The organism is Gracilibacillus orientalis (genome assembly GCF_900114645.1).
In the GTDB taxonomy this organism is placed as follows: Bacteria; Bacillota; Bacilli; order Bacillales; family Amphibacillaceae; genus Gracilibacillus; species Gracilibacillus orientalis.
Genome location: NZ_FOTR01000014.1, coordinates 39,060 through 55,714, shown reverse-complemented (window position 1 = coordinate 55,714; position 16,655 = coordinate 39,060). Strand labels below are relative to the sequence as shown.

Genomic DNA, 16,655 nt, shown 5'->3' with positions numbered 1-16,655 from the left:
GAAGCTATGGGAAGATGTGTCTTCTTATAGCTTTTTTTGTACTTATTTTTTAGGAGGAATGAATAATGATCGTATGCAGCACAAACAAAATAGCGAAAATGTACGGAGGAAATTTAATTTTTGAAGATATATCTTTTGAAATAAAGGAAAAAGACCGTGTTGGTTTAGTCGGTCCGAACGGTAGTGGTAAATCGACTTTAATTCGTTTACTCGCTGGTGTGGAAACACCTGATTCAGGACAAATCCATTGGAAAAAAGGAGCTAAGATAGGTTATCTTGAACAAATTCCGAATTATCATGATCAGACAACGGTGAGGAATGTACTAAAATCAGCCTTTTCCCCATTACTACAAATTGAAGAAAAAATGAAAAGATTAGAGAACGAAATGAGTATGGAGACGAACGCTGATAAGTTGGAAAAACTAATCGTTGATTATGGCAATTTACAAGACCAATTCACAATCAAAGGTGGATATGAAATAGAATCACAAATAGAGGGAATCGTACACGGTTTAAATATTCCATTGTTACTTGAACAGCCATTCTCCCAATTAAGTGGAGGTGAAAAAACAAAGGTAGGTTTAGGCTTAATGTTACTGCAACGACCCGACTTGTTGTTGCTAGATGAACCGACTAACCATTTGGATTTAATGGCAGTCGAATGGCTTGGAAGTTTTCTGCAAGAGTATAGTGGAACAGTCCTGATTATTTCACACGACCGTTACTTCCTTGATGAGGTTGTGAATAAGGTAATGGATCTGGAAGATGGAGAAATAACTTCTTATCATACAAATTTCTCAGGATTTTTTAAAGAAAAAGAAGCAAGACTTTTAAGAGAATTTCAAGCCTATGAAGAACAGCAAAAGAAAATAAAAAAGATGAAAGAAGCGATTAAGCGATTAAAAGATTGGGCAAATAGAGCCAATCCACCGAATGCAGGTCTTCATAGGCGTGCTAAAAACATGGAAAGAGCATTAAAAAGGATGGAAAAGTTACAACTACCGACATTAAATCGAAAAACAATGAACCTTCAAATGGACGGATCGGATCGAAGCGGAAATGATGTCATTATGCTTAAAGAGGTTTCGAAGAGCTTCCAGGAACACCTGTTATTTAAAGATATAAATATGTATGTAACATATCAGGAACGCGTTGCAGTTATTGGAGAAAACGGAACAGGTAAAACAACATTAATCAAATTAATCCTTCAACAACTGGACCCAGATAAAGGAGAGGTGAGACTAGGCAGTAATGTCAAAGTTGGATATTTATCTCAGCATATTTTCTTTAATATGAAAGATGAAACGGTTATCGAGACATTCAGAGATGCGGTGAAAGTATCAGAAGGAGAAGCGAGGCATATTTTAGCAAGGTTTATGTTTTACGGATATGCTGTTTTTAAAAAGATTACACAGCTCAGCGGCGGAGAAAGGATGCGTTTAAGGCTAGCGCAAATGATGTACCAGGACTTTAATTTGCTTATCTTGGATGAACCTACGAACCATTTAGATATTGAATCAAGAGAAGTGTTGGAAGAAGCTCTTGACGATTTCCAAGGTACCATATTAGCTGTATCCCATGACCGGTATTTCCTTAACAAGCTATTTAGCAAGATTTATTGGATCGAAGCAAAGAAGCTCTATTGCTTTGAGGGAAACTATAATTGGGCTAAAGATAAAATGGCTGAATTAAGGGATAAGGCAGTTCCGGAACGTGTTGAGAAAAAGAAAAAAACTCCGGTACAAAAGGAACCATCATTCATTAGCAAACGTGTGGGAAATAAAAACTTGGAGAAAGAATTAGCTTTATTAGAGGAACACATTATAGAGTTGGATCAAAAAATGCTGAATATGAAAGATTTGGCGTTATTACAACAGTTATATCAAGAAAAAGAGGACTTGGAGCACAAATGGGAAGAGCTGTGTGATCAGTTGGAGGAAGAGTAATATCAATATTAATAAACCAGATGAATTGAATATCGAAAGAGAATATCGGGAAACTAGTACAGAGGTGAAGGTTATGAAAAAAACTGGGGTACTGATATCTCTACTTATATTCATCTTGGTGCCTAGTCAAATTTATGCACAACCGGATGTTGAATGTCCGAAGTTGAAAACATTTGAAAACACAACTATGGAAGATAAGGATGAACTACTAAAAGCACTAAAGGTGATTGTTCCTGATATCTATGCAGAAGGTGAGTACGGAGAATTATACTCTGAATGGGAGGTAATAACTGCTCTTCCTTTTCCAAAAACAGTTGGCAAAGAAAAAGATGAAGCTTATTATGAAATGGCTAAGAATTTTTGCGGGGAAGAAATTGCGGATAAATCATGGTTAGTGAGATTGTACTTTCCTAAATGGGAAGGAATAAGTGCTAGTGCTTTAGAAGGCCAAATCTTTTTAGCTAAAAGTAAAGATAATGAGTGGTTTGTTTGGTTTAGGTATCATTAAAGTAAACAGCCTTGCTTGATTAGACACAAAAACGCTTGGATGAGTTATATATCCAAGCATTTTTCTTTGTTTCATTTATATTGTTGCTCAACTAAAGCCACCCGTTCAATAACTTTAATTTTATTTTCCGTTAAAAGACCGAGCTAACAGAATACCAGAAAAGGCGGTAAGAAGAATTTGAATTTCTGCTAATAGAAACATTTCTATAAAAAATGGGATATCGCTACCAAACCACTTAACCCAATACATTCGAGGAATAAAACTTATGATTAGACTTCCATAAAGCAATTACCGTTACAATATCGGTGATCCTCTTATTATATTGAAAACAATAATGGAATTATATGTTAAAATGTTAATAAGATCATATTAGATACTAGCGACTGTGAAACAATAAAACCATAAAAATTATGGGGGAAACTATGAATATTAACCATTTGTCTGAAAGATTTAAAAGTTTCGCAATTAAAGAATGCAAAGGTTCTAGTCAATTGTATGAACATTTATCTATTGAGATTTCTAAAGATAAGAATCTAATAGAATTAACAATGCAGACAAGGGAAAGCCAGCCTATCCCCAATTTACTTCTTGGTGCTGTTCATTACTTGTTGTTAAACGGTAAGGATCATAAACTTAAAAAATTCTATCCAAGTTTAGTTGAAAATCCAAGAAATATAGAAGAGTCATTCGATTATTTTAAGGATTTTTGTTATCAGTTCAAGGATGAAATTATTCCAATATTAAAAAATAAAATAGTACAGACCAATGAAGTTGGGCGTTGCTCATATCTGTACCCGACTTTTTGTTATATTTCTAATATCGTACAGAAGCCTTTAGCTTTGATAGAAATAGGAACAAGCGCAGGTTTACAGCTTTTTTGGGATAAGTATAGTTATTCCTATGGAACCAATGAAATTTATGGAGATAAAAACTCAGGTGTTCATATAACTGCAGAGATAAAAGGAGAAAATTCTCCGTTTCTACAAGAAAAAAATCCATCTATTGCATCAAGGGTTGGAGTAGATCTTAATATAATGGATGTAACGGATGATGAAGATAATCTTTGGCTGCAAGCACTTATTTGGCCTAATCATCATAAACGAAGGGAATTATTTAATAAGGCAGTGGATTATGTTAGAAAAAATCAATTGACTTTAATTAAAGGAGATGGAGTTGCATTACTTTCAGAACTGTCTAAACAAATTCCAAAAGATCATTCTATTTGTGTATTTCATACGCATGTTGCTAACCAAATGCCTTCAGAAGTTAAAAAAAGATTGCTTGAACAAGTAAAATCAATTGGAACAGACAGAGAAATATTTCACATTTATAATAACATGCAAGATAAAGATCTCCACCTTGATTATTATATAAACGGAAAAGAGTGTACTAAAAAAATTGCTAAGACTGAAGGTCATGGACGATGGTTTTCATGGGAGTTATAATGTTGTCTATTTTATACACTTCAAGCACATTATATATTTGAAGGAAAAGGTGAACACTAATGGCTTTATTTGATGAATTTATTGAAATTGCTAAAACGATGAATGATGAATTAGATATTGTTCCGGTTTGCTATGGTTCATTAGGACTTGAAAAAGCGACGGGAGTGGGATTTGATCCTCAAGACATTGATATCCTAGTTCCTTTAGTCTTTTTGAATGAGAAATGGAATCTATTGAAAAAAACACTTGAAGGTTTAGGATACGAATTAATAGATTTACATGAACATGAGTTTAAAAGAGGTAATATAAAAATCGGAATTTCTTATTACGAGGATTTAAAAAGCTTTGCAGATATAGATTACAATGATTTAAGAAAGAACGAATACAATGGAGCAACTTATTATACACTCACGATTTCAGAGTATCTGAAAGTGTATAGAAGATCTGTACTGGATGGATACCGAAGAACTAAAAATAATAATAAAGATCAAAGCAAGATTCAGATTTTAAATGAGCTTTTACAGAAGCGTTAAAGCCAATGCTATATACAGTGTGAACTTCAATTAAATAGGAGGACTTTAGGTGAAACAATTCGAATACAAAGTTGAAGATATGCAGATTAGATTGACGGTCAATAACGATTTCAATACAATCATAACCGATAAGTTAAACTCTATAGGTAGAGATGGATGGGAATTGGCTGGGGTCAATGGAACATTATGTTTCTTTAAAAGGGAAATAATTTTTGATTAATATAGTAATTCTGCATTAACGAAGAAAGTATTTCATTAAAATAGCATCCTACTGTTTTTCTATTCCTATAACATAGCGGAGATGCCTGTTTTGGTTGAGTATGTTTATACTAGCGATAGTTGGTTCGATGAAATTATTGAAAATTACATCTAAGAAAGTTTAACCTTCTTGAACAAGTTAAGTCTATTACTTTTTTCTATTTAGTAAAAGAAAGGAGATAAAAATGTCTATGACTAACCCAAGCGGAAATCAAATAGAATACGAAGCATACTTATTTGTCCATTTTATTCATGAAGATGTGAGTAGTGAGGATTTAGAGCAGGTTTACTTTTCAGTAAGCAAGGATGGCTTAAAGTGGGAAACGTTAAATGAAAAGCAGCCGATATTAAAATCGAAGCTAGGTGAATTTGGGGTAAGAGATCCATTTCTGATTCGCTCTCCAAAAGAAAATAAATTTTATATAATAGGAACTGATTTATCAATTCATTATCGCAAGGATTGGGAGGAAGTACAAAGATCTGGAAGCCAGCATATTAGCGTTTGGGAGTCTGATGATTTGGTTAATTGGTCAGAACAGCGGTTAGTGAAGGTTGGTCCAGAAACGGCTGGCTGTGTGTGGGCTCCTGAATCCATTTATGATAAAGAAGCGGATGATTTCCTGGTATTCTGGGCCTCTAGAGAGAACTTTGGTGCTGAGAAACAGAAAATTTATTACTCAAAAACCAAGGATTTTAAAACGTTTACTGAGCCTAAGCTATATATCGAAAGAGAAAATCATATTATTGACACGACTATTATTGAAGAAGATGGCTTATATTACAGATTTTCAAAGGATGAGACAGTTAAAAGCATTACCGTAGAAGCTTCAGATTCTTTATTGGGAGAGTTCACACCAATAGAGACTAATTTAAGTGAGATTATTGGTGTTGAAGGACCAGCCTGTTTTAAATTAAAGAGTGAAGCAGGGTGGTGCTTATTATTGGATCATTATGCGGTCGAAAAGAAATATATTCCTTACTATACATCGGATTTAAGAACTGCACACTTTACCAAAAGTGAGCAGGATATGGATATTCCTGTAAACTCTAAGCATGGTGGTGTATTGCCAATAACGATGGATGAGTATCATGCTTTGTTTCAAGCGTATGGAAAAACAAGAGTTAGTTAATATTAAAACCTAGTAGTGCAGGTTTAACAGTTAGAAAGTTGGAGAACATATGAAGTGCATTTATTTACTCAAAGGGGTGGGAAGTTTTGAATGATTTAGATTTACATCATATATTTGAGCTTGGTCTTATTTTAGTTATGATCGCTGCTGGAATTACGGCTATAGCTAAAAAATTTAATAAACCTTACCCAATTGCACTAGTTATTGTCGGAGCTATCATTGGTCTTGCAAAAATTCCTGTTATAGAACCTCTAAAGGAATTCATAACAGAAGGGGAAATTTTTAATTTTGTCATTATTACGCTTTTCTTGCCAGCATTACTAGGAGAAGCTGCATTAAAGCTTCCGTTCTCACATTTGAAGGAAAATAAAGAGCCTATTTTAGCCCTCGCATTTGGTGGAACTTTTTTGTCATCTATTATCATCGGTTTTTCCGCCATGTGGCTTTTTGATTTCTCACTGCCCACTGCTTTCGTTTTTGCTGCGCTTATGAGTGCAACCGATCCGGTAAGTGTTTTATCAATCTTTAAAAGTGTCGGCGTTAAGAAAAGGCTTGCTACTGTTATTGAAGGGGAAAGTTTATTTAATGATGGATTGGCAGTTGTTCTATTTAATATATCAGCTTTTTATTTACTATCCTATATCGAACAGGGGATTGCAGGTGTAGGCTATGGGATATGGGAATTCATCACGGTCGTATCACTCGGTCTAATCATAGGGGGAGCACTTGGTTATGGATTTTCACTATTAACGAAATACTTTGATGATTATCCTTTAGAAATAATTTTTAGTATTATCCTTTTTTACGGTTCCTTCTTACTTGCTGAAAGTGTCCATGCTTCTGGTGTCATCGCTGTTGTTGTTGCAGCACTTATTTTTGGAAACTATGGAGCAAAAATAGGCATGAGTCCAACGACAAAGTTAAATATTAATAACTTTTGGGATGTAGCGGCATTATTAGCCAATTCTCTCGTGTTTTTAATGGTAGGATTAGAAATTACAAGAATCCACTTTCTTGATAAATGGGGATTGATTATTATCGCTATTATCCTAGTATTGATTGCGAGAAGTGTAGCGGTATATACAAGCTTATTATTCATTAAAAATTTTCCAACTCCATGGAAGCATACCATCAATTGGGGTGGTTTAAAAGGTTCCTTATCCATTGCTCTAGTTTTGAGTCTACCAAGAGATTTTCCGGGGCGCGAGGATATTTTGATTTTAGCTTTTAGTGTTGTCTTGTTCTCATTGGTCGTCCAAGGACTTTCCATTAAACCGTTATTAACTTTTTTAGGCGTTAATAAAATAGAAGAAGGAAATAAGGAATATGAAGAACTAATAGCACAAAGATATCGATTCGAGATGGCTATTATGGAAATAAATAAAGTGAAAAAGAATTTACTTATAACTGATCCAGTATCGAAGGAAATCGTAAGTCAATATGAACAAAAGCTTGCAGATTTACAAAGTGAAATAACAATACTTTTTGATAAGTATCCTGGTCTTAAAGAAAAGCAGCAATCCGTTCTTCAAAAACATTCCTTATATATAGAGTACGAAGCCATCGATAATTTGCTTAAAGAAGAAATTATTTCAAGTGAAGTGGCAGAAAAAGAACAAGAGCGGATAACAAACCAACTGGTCAATTTAGAAGATTAGATGAAGAGTGTGTTAACACCTATTTTCCTTGTAGTAGCCACTTTCTTCTTAATTGTATAATAAATTGTTGCAATAGATATAAATAAAGGAGGAGAAATATTGAAACAAACTCTACTGATAATTGATGCTCAACAAGACTTAATGGAAGGCAGTACTGAAGAACAGGGGATTTTTGATAAAGAAAAAATCATCAATAACATTAACACAGTAATTCAAAAAGCGTTAGCTGAGAATATCCCAATTATTTTTATAAGAGATTTAGATGTTGCAAGTGGGGAAGGACCAGGATTTCAGATACAAAAGGATATAAGAGTGCCATCCACTGCTCTCATATTTGATAAAGCAGCAACCAATTCATTTTACGGCACACCTTTAAAAGAAAACTTAAATAATGCCAACGTAGAACATCTTGTAATAATGGGATGTAAGACGGAGCATTGTATTGATACAGCTGTTAGGACGGCAACAATAAACCATTTTGATGTAACACTGGTAGGAGATGGTCATTCTACATCTGAATCTAAACATTTAACTGCACAACAAATCATTCTTCATCACAATGAAACCCTTCACGGTCATTATAATGTAGACAATTTTTCGATCGTTAGGAATAGTAATGAAGATTTGTTTAAACCAAGCCATAATAGCTACCGTTAACAGTTAAAAAGCATCTGTTTTCTATCCGAAGAAAACAGATGCTTTTTATTATTCTTCCATTTCATAGTTTCCACGATCTTCTCCAAAATACTTGTTATATCGCTTCTTGAATTTATAGTACAAATATCCTCCAATTACCTTTACAATGGCATAGCCTGGAATACCAAGAATCACCCCGAGTATACCGAATAGATTTCCCGCAGTGAGCAAAACAAGAATAATCGTTAATGGATGAACTTTCATGGTTCTTCCCATAACGTTAGGTGATACGAAATTACCTTCTAAAAATTGTACAGCAATCCATACAATAACCAGCTTTAATAACATAAATGGTGAACTGACAATAGCAATGATAATGGCTGGAATAATGGCGATGGTTGGACCTAAATAAGGGACAACACTCGTAATTGCTGCAACAATTGCTAATGTAAATGCATAATCGAGACCAATAATCAGGTAACCAATAAATAACAAGATACCAATAACAGTTGCCACAATGATTTGACCTTGGATATAGGAACCTACTTGGGTATCCATGTTAGACAGGATTTGCCTGATATCATCACGAAAACGTGGCGGAAATACTTTTATGGTAAATTGTTTGAACTTTTTTCCATCCTTTAATAGGAAAAATAAAATGAATGGAAAGGTAATGATAGATACGACTGTATTCGTAATCGTACTCGCAATATTTTGTATCCCCTGAAAGCCACTAGAGATATAATTACCAATTATTTCCGGAAACTCTCCCAATCTTTCCATTAACCAATTATAGCCTTCATCATAATAGGGTCCTAAGAAGGAATTTTGAATCCATGTCGTCATTTCATTTCCGAGCTGACCTAAATAGTTTGGAAAGTTCGCTACTAATTCTTTTACCTGTGCTTCAATAGCTGGTGCGGTTAACAGAATAATTCCTGTTAATGCCCCACTAATACCAAGAATAAGTAAGATAATGCCCCATATTCTCTTAATATGTAGTCGTTCCAAAATATCTACGACCGGATTCAATAAATAGTAAACAATGAAAGCTAAAATCACAGGTGGAGCTAATGTAGAAAAAATAACCTTCAATGGATAAAAGATAAATGAAATCTTCGTATAAATGAATATGGTAATCCCGGTTAAAATGAAGAAAGCTAATATATAAAATATATTTTTACCGCCAATAAACTGAAAGAATCGGTTGGATGATTCCATTATTCCGCATCTCCTTTTCATTATCTATTTTACATTTTTTGTATAATAGTATTAAACAAGTAGTTATAATAATAATTATATACCAAATATTATCATCTTATTGTCATATTGCCAAAATATAGTTTAAAAATAATACCGATAGAAAAAAATAAACTCACCAAATATGAACTGAACTGTAATAATGTGGTATTATTTAGAAAAAGATTTTACTCGTAATATGAAATGGACACAATAGCAAAATAACGCGACTTAGTAAAACACTTATTTTTGCCTATCGGAGACACAGGAGTTGAGGGAGGGATACTTGTTGGCAACAATGATATATATGGTACGGCATGCAGAATCACCTTTTAAGCTAGGAGAAGAGAGAGTTCGGGGGTTATCTGAAGAAGGGGTAATAGCTGCCAATAGAGTAACTGAATTGCTAATGGAAAAAGATATTGCTGTAATTGTTTCAAGTTCTTATAAAAGGGCCGTTCATACTGTTCAGGGACTTGCGCTTCATAAAGGTTTAACCATTAAAGAATATGAAGAACTAAAAGAAAGACCGATTAAGGGGCTAGAATACAAACTTCCTGAACAAGAACTATTAAAAGCAATAGAACATTCTTTTGAAAATAAAGAATATTGCTTAGAAGGTGGAGAATCTACCATACAGGCTCAGAAACGTGTGATTCCGACTATTATACAATTGTTAAGTGTATACAATGGAAAGAAAATAGTGATAGGAACACATGGAAACATTATGACGATTATCATGAACTATTTTGATGAGCGTTATGGGTATGATTTCTGGAAAAGTACATCCAAACCTGACATTTATAAATTAACTTTTGATAATAAAAATAGTTTGGTAGAAGTTGAAAGATTATGGAGTTAAATAATCTTAAGTTAATAGGCTATCAAACTTTAAGGTATTTAAGGTATGGGGGTTTTTATGAAACTTCGACAAATGGCGGTTGTTTTTCTTTGTAATGATAGTAATCAGATTTTATTTCTTCAAAAGAAATAAAACAGTACATTTCTTCCTGGGCTTGTGGTTCCAATAGGTGGACATTTATAAATGGTGATGAAATAGATAGTCCATATAATATGAGTATGCGATAATAGATCAAGCAGGATCAATAGAATTTTACGAGAAAGTTTGTAATGCTCAACTGATACCAAAAATATATTAATGTTAGCATTTAGTTATGGTGATCAAATCTAGATTGACAAAAAACCTATTTTTTATAAAAGTGAAGTGAAAGGAGTGCTTTTGAATGTGTGGGATTTGTAAGTAAATTTCAAGAAAGAGATTCACATTTGCCGAAGCATCGTGACAAGTTACTTGAAAATACAATGGAGGATTTAACAAATGATTCTAATGTTTTAGCCGTATATCAAGGTGGTTCATTAGCAAAAGGAAATCGGGATAATTATTCTGATATTGATTTGCATATTATTGTAACTTCAGAGACTAAGGCTGAATTTATTCGTAGAAAATTTGAACGCCCTACAAAATGGGGGAATGTTTTATTTTTTGAAGGTGTTAAAAACAGTCCTATAGTAGTGACACACTTTGAATGTTTTGTGAAAGTAGATACATTCTATAAAGAACCGAGTGAGTTGCAACCTTCTGTTTGGTTACACGGACTTAAGGCACTTTACGATCCTCAAGGTATGGTTACAAAAGTGTTGGAACAATCTGCTGCAATCGAATATAGACCTACTATGGATGAGGTTGAAATATGGCGAGGTAAAGTATTTGCTTTTTATCATGAAACTTATCGTGCTGTAATGCGACGTGAAAATTATTATGCTTTAGCAAATTTAGATAAGGTTCGTTGGCTTATCGTTTCTGGATGGTATATGGAAATGGGGCAACGAATTGATGGGCCATACGGCATCTGGACAAAATTAGAAGGAAAAAGAAGCCATTTGAAAGAGTGGCAATTATCATTGTTAGAAAGTTGGGATTGTAGTCGAAATTCTAATGAAATTATGAAAACAATGTCCAATATAATACCTGAATTTTTTCGATTAAACAAGCAGCTTTGTAAAAAGACTGGTTTAGATGAAAGGGAAGATTGGTGTAAGAGAGTAATTGCATTGGTATTATAGGAATGAGGTTGGGGCAGAAGTATTCGATTTGCACGGGCATCAAGTTTGATGTTCGTGTTTATTGTTCCTTGGAAAAGTATCATTCTTCCTTAGAAAAATGCATATCCAAGGAACAGAAATACTTTTCCAAGGAAGCGAACTGGAATTCCAAGTAAGAGGTAACAAGCTCAGGAAGTATTTAGATGAGAAAGACTCCCACATTCGAGAAAGGACGGTATTGGATTTTGATTTTTTGAAGGTTTGGTTATCAGTATATTATTTTCCCGCCTCATTTTTTATAGGAAGTAAAAACATATCTAGCCAGTATGTGGCAACCCTAATATTATTCTCTAGTAGTTGGGATTCCTAAATATGACTAAATAGTAATGATATCGTATTCTTAGAAAGATATTATCAGGGCAATGAAACGTCAAGTGCCAGCAGGATCACCAGTTGACGATTCAAATCCGGAGGGGACAGCTTTTGTCTTGTATAAGAAAAGTTCTCAACTATCTGGCCAGAATGATTAAGATTATCTTACGAATGTGGCATTAAAAGTTGAATCATTTCCTCTCTTAACCATTTGAAAACCAAATGGTATTTTTTTGCACAGAATTAGTACCAGATCCTAAGATTAAGTGTTAGAATAAAAACAAACATAAAAATGAGGTGAAGAGTGATGACAAATTCCAAAGCTCGAATTACGGCAATAGGTTCATATGTACCTGAACGAAGATTGACCAATCATGATTTAGAGAAGATAGTGGATACAAGTGATGAGTGGATTATGAAGCGTACAGGCATGAAAGAACGAAGAATTGCCCATGAAGAAGAATTCACGAGTGATATCAGCTATAATGCTGTACTAAACTTAATGGAAAGATACAATAAATCTGTGGGTGACGTTGATTTAATCATAGTTTGCACCTTTACCCCTGACTTCAAAACGCCTAGTGTTGCTTCCTATCTTCAGGCAAAACTAGGGATAAACAATACTGGAGCCATTGATTTAAACGCAGCCTGTGCAAGTTTCACATATGGACTACATCTAGCAAATGGATTGATAACATCAGGTTTGAATAAAAAAATTCTTGTCGTTGGTGCAGAAACTTTATCAAAGATAACGGATTATACAGATAGAACGACTTGTGTTCTTTTTGGTGATGGTGGAGGTGCCATGCTCGTAGAATACGATGAAGAACATCCAAGTTTTATTTCAGCACATATGGGTTCTGAAGGAGAAAGTGGTCAACACTTATATAGCACAAACCTATCACACAAAATGCATAATCAACATTTAAACGATAACGGATTGATCGTACAAAATGGTAGAGAGGTTTATAAGTGGGCAGTTAAAACAGTACCAAAAGGTATGCAAGCTGTAACAGAAAAGGCATCGATGCAATTGGCTGAAGTAGACTGGTTTGTTCCTCACAGTGCAAATTTAAGAATGATTGAGGCTATTTGTGAAAAAAGTCAGTTTCCGATTGAACGGACATTATACAGTTTAGTTGATTATGGGAATACATCTTCCGCTACTATACCGTTATCATTAGATATTGGAGTACAAAGTGGAAAATTAAATAATGGCGATAAAGTCTTATTATATGGTTTTGGCGGTGGCTTAACATACGCAGGATTGCTGATAGAGTGGACACTGTAGCCAGTGAAAAGGAGCATGTGTTTTGGAAATTTCATTCATTAGACATGGCAAATCGGAATTCATAACTAATCGTCAGTTAACAGCTGCAGAATTTAATGATTGGATGAAAAGGTATGATAATAGCGGAGTCTTGAGAGCGGATCTTTATCCTTCAGAGACACTAAAGAAAGTGCAGACTGCCAATTTGATGGTGACAAGTGATTTAAAAAGGTCGATTCAGTCTGCAAAGTTATTGCATGCCAATTTTGATTTTATATACAATCGAATTTTTCATGAAACAGAATTGCCTAGATCCTCCCTAAAAGGAATAAAGTTGTCCCCAAGTATATGGGCATTTCTACTAAGGTGTTTGTGGTTGTTCGGATATTCAAAAGGTTGTGAGTCGATAACTCATGCAAAAAAGAGAGCCCGAACAGCTGCACAATTATTAATAGAATATGCTGAAACATATGATTCTGTTGGCTTAGTTGGCCATGGTTTCTTCAATATGTTAATAGCAAAAGAACTATTAAATATGGGATGGAAAGGTAAAAGAAAAACAAATAGTAAACATTGGAATTGTACGACATACATAGCTTTAGAATGATAAACAGGATATGGAAATATATTCATGCCGTGTTTAGGTCGCATTTTTGCAAATGATTCATGATATTCTATAACAGAGGTGATCAATAGTGGCAAAAGATAGGTTCAAAGTAATTCCCGCAGTACATATTTTTCTATTAAAAGATGATCAGATTCTGTTACTTAGACGATATAATACAGGTTATCAAGATGGTAACTACAGTGTTCCTGCTGGTCATTTAGAAGGTGATGAAGATGTGATTGTTGCTGCTCAAAGAGAAGTATTAGAAGAGGCAGGTATTACTATTTCTTATCAAGATTTAAGCATCGTCGGTGTTATGCATCGAAAGGCAACAAAAGAGGAAAGGGTTGATTTCTTCCTGATAGCTGATAAATGGGGAGGAGATGTTGTCAATAAGGAGCCTGACAAATGTGACGAATTAGCTTGGTATCCACTCAATAAGCTGCCAGATAATATGATTCCATATGTCAGTAGAGCGATTAAGAATTATAAGGATGACAAGCCTTTTGATGTGTATGGATTTATCTAAATTAATATAAAAGATGGTGGGACACAAAATAAATTAAATACTCTTTCTCATTTGAACAGATCAATGCTCTACTTCCTGTGCTTGTAGCCTCTTCCTTGGAATTCTCTTTCCCTTCCTTGGAAAAGTGCACCGCTTCCTTGGAATTATAGTTCTGTTCCTTGGAAATACTCATTTTTCCAAGGAAGAATGATACTTTTCCAAGGAACAGAACAACAAACACGAACATCCAACTAGATGTTCGTGTTTTGGCCTCATTCGAGTACTTCTGTCCTAGCTCCTCAGCTTATTTACTAGCTAACCATTTCTTTGCTGCGTCAACTTCACTGTATGTTAACTGATGTCCACTGTTTTCCCAATGAACCGTCACATCAGCATTGGCTGATTCAAATAAGGATTGTAATTCTTCTGTTTCAGATGGGGCACAGATAGGATCATTTGTACCAGCAGTGATAAAAATGTCTTTGCTAGATAAGTTGGGTAATTCGATGCCTCTTCTCGGAACCATTGGATGATGAAGGATCGCATCTTTTAATGAATCCTGATAATGGAATAACAAGCTTGCTGCGATATTTGCTCCGTTAGAATAACCAATCGCAATCATGTTATGGCGATCGAACTCATATTTTTCTGCCGCTTCATCCAAAAATTCATGTAATTCTTTGGTGCGTTCAATCAGATCTTCTTCATCAAATACACCTTCTGCAAGTCTTTTAAAGAAGCGGGGCATGCCGTTTTCTGAGACGTTACCTTTTACGCTTAAGACATTCGCTTCATCATCGATTTGCCCGGCGACAGGCAATAAGTCTAGTTCTGTTCCGCCAGTACCATGTAGTAATAAAAATGTAGGTTTGCTGGCATCTTTTCCTTTGTTAAAAATATGTTTCATTATTTATCCTCCTCTAAAATGCGTACCTCAACATCGGGTAGTTGCTCTTCTAATTCTGTTCGTTTTTCTTCCAACCAGGATGGTAACTTCAATTGCTCACCAAGGTGTTCTAATTCTTCATCTACTGTAAAGCCAGGCTGGTCTGTAGCAATTTCAAAAAGAATGCCACCTTTTTCATGAAAGTAGATTGAATGAAAATAATTCCGATCTTTTATTTCGGTAGGGTGAAATCTTTTTTGGGTCAATAAATCACTCCATGCTTGATGTTCTTGGTCATCCTTTGCTCGCCATGCAATATGATGAACCGTTCCTGCACCCATTAATCCTCTGACAGACGCTGTTAGTTTAATATCAATCGTTTGTTTTACGTTCCCTGATGCTAGAAAACGTAGATACTCTTCATCTTGTCCAACAGATTCGAGACCTAATATATTTTCTAAGGTATCCGCTGTTTCATTAGGTTGCACAGAGTTTAAAATGGCACCAGCAAATCCTTTTATAGCAACATCTGAACTGATACCGCTGATTTTTGAATCGCTAAGAGCGCCAGTTTCACGTTCCACTAGTTCTATGATAAGTCCATCAGGATCTTCCAACTGTATATATTGTTCCTGAAAGCGAATGGAGGTTTGATAATCGAAATTAAATTTTGCTAGACGCTCTTGCCAAAAAGATATCGCACCCTTTGGAATTGCATAGCTTGTGACACCGACTTGTCCTGTACCAATGCGACCCTTCAATTGCTTTGACCATGGAAAAAAGGTTATCACTGTACCAGGATCGCCAGTCTTATTACCAAAATAGAGATGGTATACTTCGGGACGATCAAAATTAATCGTTTTTTTCACTAATCGCATTCCCAGGATACCTGTATAAAAATCGATGGTTCTTTGGGCATCGTTTACCATGGCTGTTATATGGTGGATACCAGATGTTTTTAGCATGTTACCTCCTCCATTCTGTATTATTTTGGTCTTTCTATCGTGAATATATCGCCAACCTTCGCGTAATCTTGTCCGGCTAGACGGCTGACGGCGGCTAATTTTATTGGATCAATTTTCCCGTCATGATAAATTTCCGGAGCAACATGAAAGGCTATGATTTTTGCTATGATTAGGTCTGTACTAGGAGTGTCGTTATCACCTAATTCTAAGTGATGTTCTAACATGCATTCCATCCTAATCTTGGACTCTTTAATACCGGGTACGTTGATATTACTGCTGTCCACTAAGTGTAGATTCGCCAATTCTATTTCACTCTCGTCAGGTGGGAGACTTGCAGCTGTTTGATTAATTTTTGTTACATTTTCCTCATCAACAATATGAACGACAAATTCCTTTGAGTGAAGAATATTATGGGATGTATCCTTTAGTTTATTATTTGAACGTTGAATCGCTATCGATATCATTGGTGGCTTTGATGATACGATATTAAAGTAACTGAATGGAGCACCATTTACCACACCCGCTGCCGATTGTGATGTAACAAACGCAATGGGGCGGGGAATGATACTGCCGATTAATAATTTGTAATTTTCTCTTTCTGTGTTGTGTGAAGGATCGATGGTTAGCAAA

At 35.0% G+C, this 16,655-nt stretch carries 17 protein-coding genes; 13 read left to right on the top strand and 4 right to left on the bottom strand.

Features of this window, described 5'->3' with window-relative positions; genetic code table 11:
• Window positions 1-65 precede the first annotated feature (65 nt).
• The 8 genes from abc-f (at window position 66) to BM121_RS18920 (ending at window position 8,135) form a co-directional block, all read left to right on the top strand.
• The gene (gene abc-f / locus BM121_RS18950; RefSeq protein ID WP_091485582.1) at window positions 66-1,946 is read left to right on the top strand and encodes a ribosomal protection-like ABC-F family protein; all 1,881 of its coding nucleotides are present in this window, start codon (window positions 66-68) and stop codon (window positions 1,944-1,946) included.
• Window positions 1,924-2,454 (top strand): hypothetical protein, encoded by a 531-nt coding sequence (locus BM121_RS18945; protein WP_245780854.1) that lies wholly within the window; start codon window positions 1,924-1,926, stop codon window positions 2,452-2,454. The genes abc-f and BM121_RS18945 overlap by 23 nt, the downstream gene beginning before the upstream one ends.
• A 422-nt stretch (window positions 2,455-2,876) precedes the next feature.
• Entirely contained in the window at window positions 2,877-3,899 is a 1,023-nt protein-coding gene (locus tag BM121_RS18940) for a DUF2332 domain-containing protein (RefSeq protein ID WP_091485580.1), read from the top strand.
• 59 nt (window positions 3,900-3,958) lie between these two features.
• Complete coding sequence (locus BM121_RS18935; RefSeq protein ID WP_091485578.1) at window positions 3,959-4,432, top strand: hypothetical protein; 474 nt, start codon at window positions 3,959-3,961, stop codon at window positions 4,430-4,432.
• A 49-nt stretch (window positions 4,433-4,481) separates the two neighbouring features.
• Window positions 4,482-4,652 carry a DUF4177 domain-containing protein gene (locus BM121_RS22205; protein ID WP_175495505.1) on the top strand — a complete coding sequence of 57 codons (171 nt, stop codon included), beginning with the start codon at window positions 4,482-4,484 and terminating at the stop codon, window positions 4,650-4,652.
• Window positions 4,653-4,875: 223 nt separating this feature from the next.
• Window positions 4,876-5,820 (top strand): glycoside hydrolase family 43 protein, encoded by a 945-nt coding sequence (locus tag BM121_RS18930; protein WP_245780853.1) that lies wholly within the window; start codon window positions 4,876-4,878, stop codon window positions 5,818-5,820.
• Window positions 5,821-5,906: 86 nt separating this feature from the next.
• On the top strand, window positions 5,907-7,478 hold the full coding sequence (locus tag BM121_RS18925; RefSeq protein WP_091485577.1) for a cation:proton antiporter domain-containing protein: 1,572 nt from the start codon (window positions 5,907-5,909) through the stop codon (window positions 7,476-7,478).
• Window positions 7,479-7,577: 99 nt separating this feature from the next.
• On the top strand, window positions 7,578-8,135 hold the full coding sequence (locus BM121_RS18920) for an isochorismatase family protein (protein WP_091485575.1): 558 nt from the start codon (window positions 7,578-7,580) through the stop codon (window positions 8,133-8,135).
• 48 nt (window positions 8,136-8,183) lie between these two features.
• On the opposite strand, the gene BM121_RS18915 is transcribed toward BM121_RS18920, so the two are convergent.
• Window positions 8,184-9,335, bottom strand: a complete 1,152-nt coding sequence (locus BM121_RS18915) for an AI-2E family transporter (RefSeq protein WP_091485574.1) — start codon at window positions 9,333-9,335, stop codon at window positions 8,184-8,186.
• Between the two features lie 316 nt (window positions 9,336-9,651).
• Here BM121_RS18915 and BM121_RS18910 point away from each other — a divergent pair, with 316 nt between their 5' ends.
• From BM121_RS18910 to BM121_RS18890, 5 genes are all read left to right on the top strand, one after another.
• The gene (locus BM121_RS18910) at window positions 9,652-10,215 is read left to right on the top strand and encodes a histidine phosphatase family protein (RefSeq protein WP_245780856.1); all 564 of its coding nucleotides are present in this window, start codon (window positions 9,652-9,654) and stop codon (window positions 10,213-10,215) included.
• A gap of 425 nt (window positions 10,216-10,640) precedes the next feature.
• Complete coding sequence (locus BM121_RS18905; protein ID WP_245780852.1) at window positions 10,641-11,438, top strand: aminoglycoside 6-adenylyltransferase; 798 nt, start codon at window positions 10,641-10,643, stop codon at window positions 11,436-11,438.
• Window positions 11,439-12,096: 658 nt separating this feature from the next.
• A complete protein-coding gene (locus BM121_RS18900; RefSeq protein WP_091485569.1) occupies window positions 12,097-13,080 on the top strand; it encodes a ketoacyl-ACP synthase III in 984 nt (327 codons plus the stop codon).
• Between the two features lie 22 nt (window positions 13,081-13,102).
• Window positions 13,103-13,666, top strand: a complete 564-nt coding sequence (locus tag BM121_RS18895) for a histidine phosphatase family protein (RefSeq protein WP_091485568.1) — start codon at window positions 13,103-13,105, stop codon at window positions 13,664-13,666.
• A gap of 88 nt (window positions 13,667-13,754) precedes the next feature.
• Entirely contained in the window at window positions 13,755-14,195 is a 441-nt protein-coding gene (locus BM121_RS18890) for an NUDIX hydrolase (protein WP_091485566.1), read from the top strand.
• 283 nt (window positions 14,196-14,478) lie between these two features.
• On the opposite strand, the gene BM121_RS18880 is transcribed toward BM121_RS18890, so the two are convergent.
• The 3 genes from BM121_RS18880 to BM121_RS18870 are packed head-to-tail and all read right to left on the bottom strand — an operon-like array spanning window position 14,479 to window position 16,654.
• The gene (locus tag BM121_RS18880; RefSeq protein ID WP_091485562.1) at window positions 14,479-15,081 is read right to left on the bottom strand and encodes an alpha/beta hydrolase; all 603 of its coding nucleotides are present in this window, start codon (window positions 15,079-15,081) and stop codon (window positions 14,479-14,481) included.
• Complete coding sequence (locus BM121_RS18875) at window positions 15,081-16,025, bottom strand: ring-cleaving dioxygenase (RefSeq protein ID WP_091485561.1); 945 nt, start codon at window positions 16,023-16,025, stop codon at window positions 15,081-15,083. Before BM121_RS18875 ends, BM121_RS18880 begins: the two co-directional genes overlap by 1 nt.
• A gap of 20 nt (window positions 16,026-16,045) precedes the next feature.
• Complete coding sequence (locus BM121_RS18870; RefSeq protein ID WP_091485559.1) at window positions 16,046-16,654, bottom strand: flavin reductase family protein; 609 nt, start codon at window positions 16,652-16,654, stop codon at window positions 16,046-16,048.
• Between the last annotated feature and the right edge of the window lies 1 nt (window position 16,655).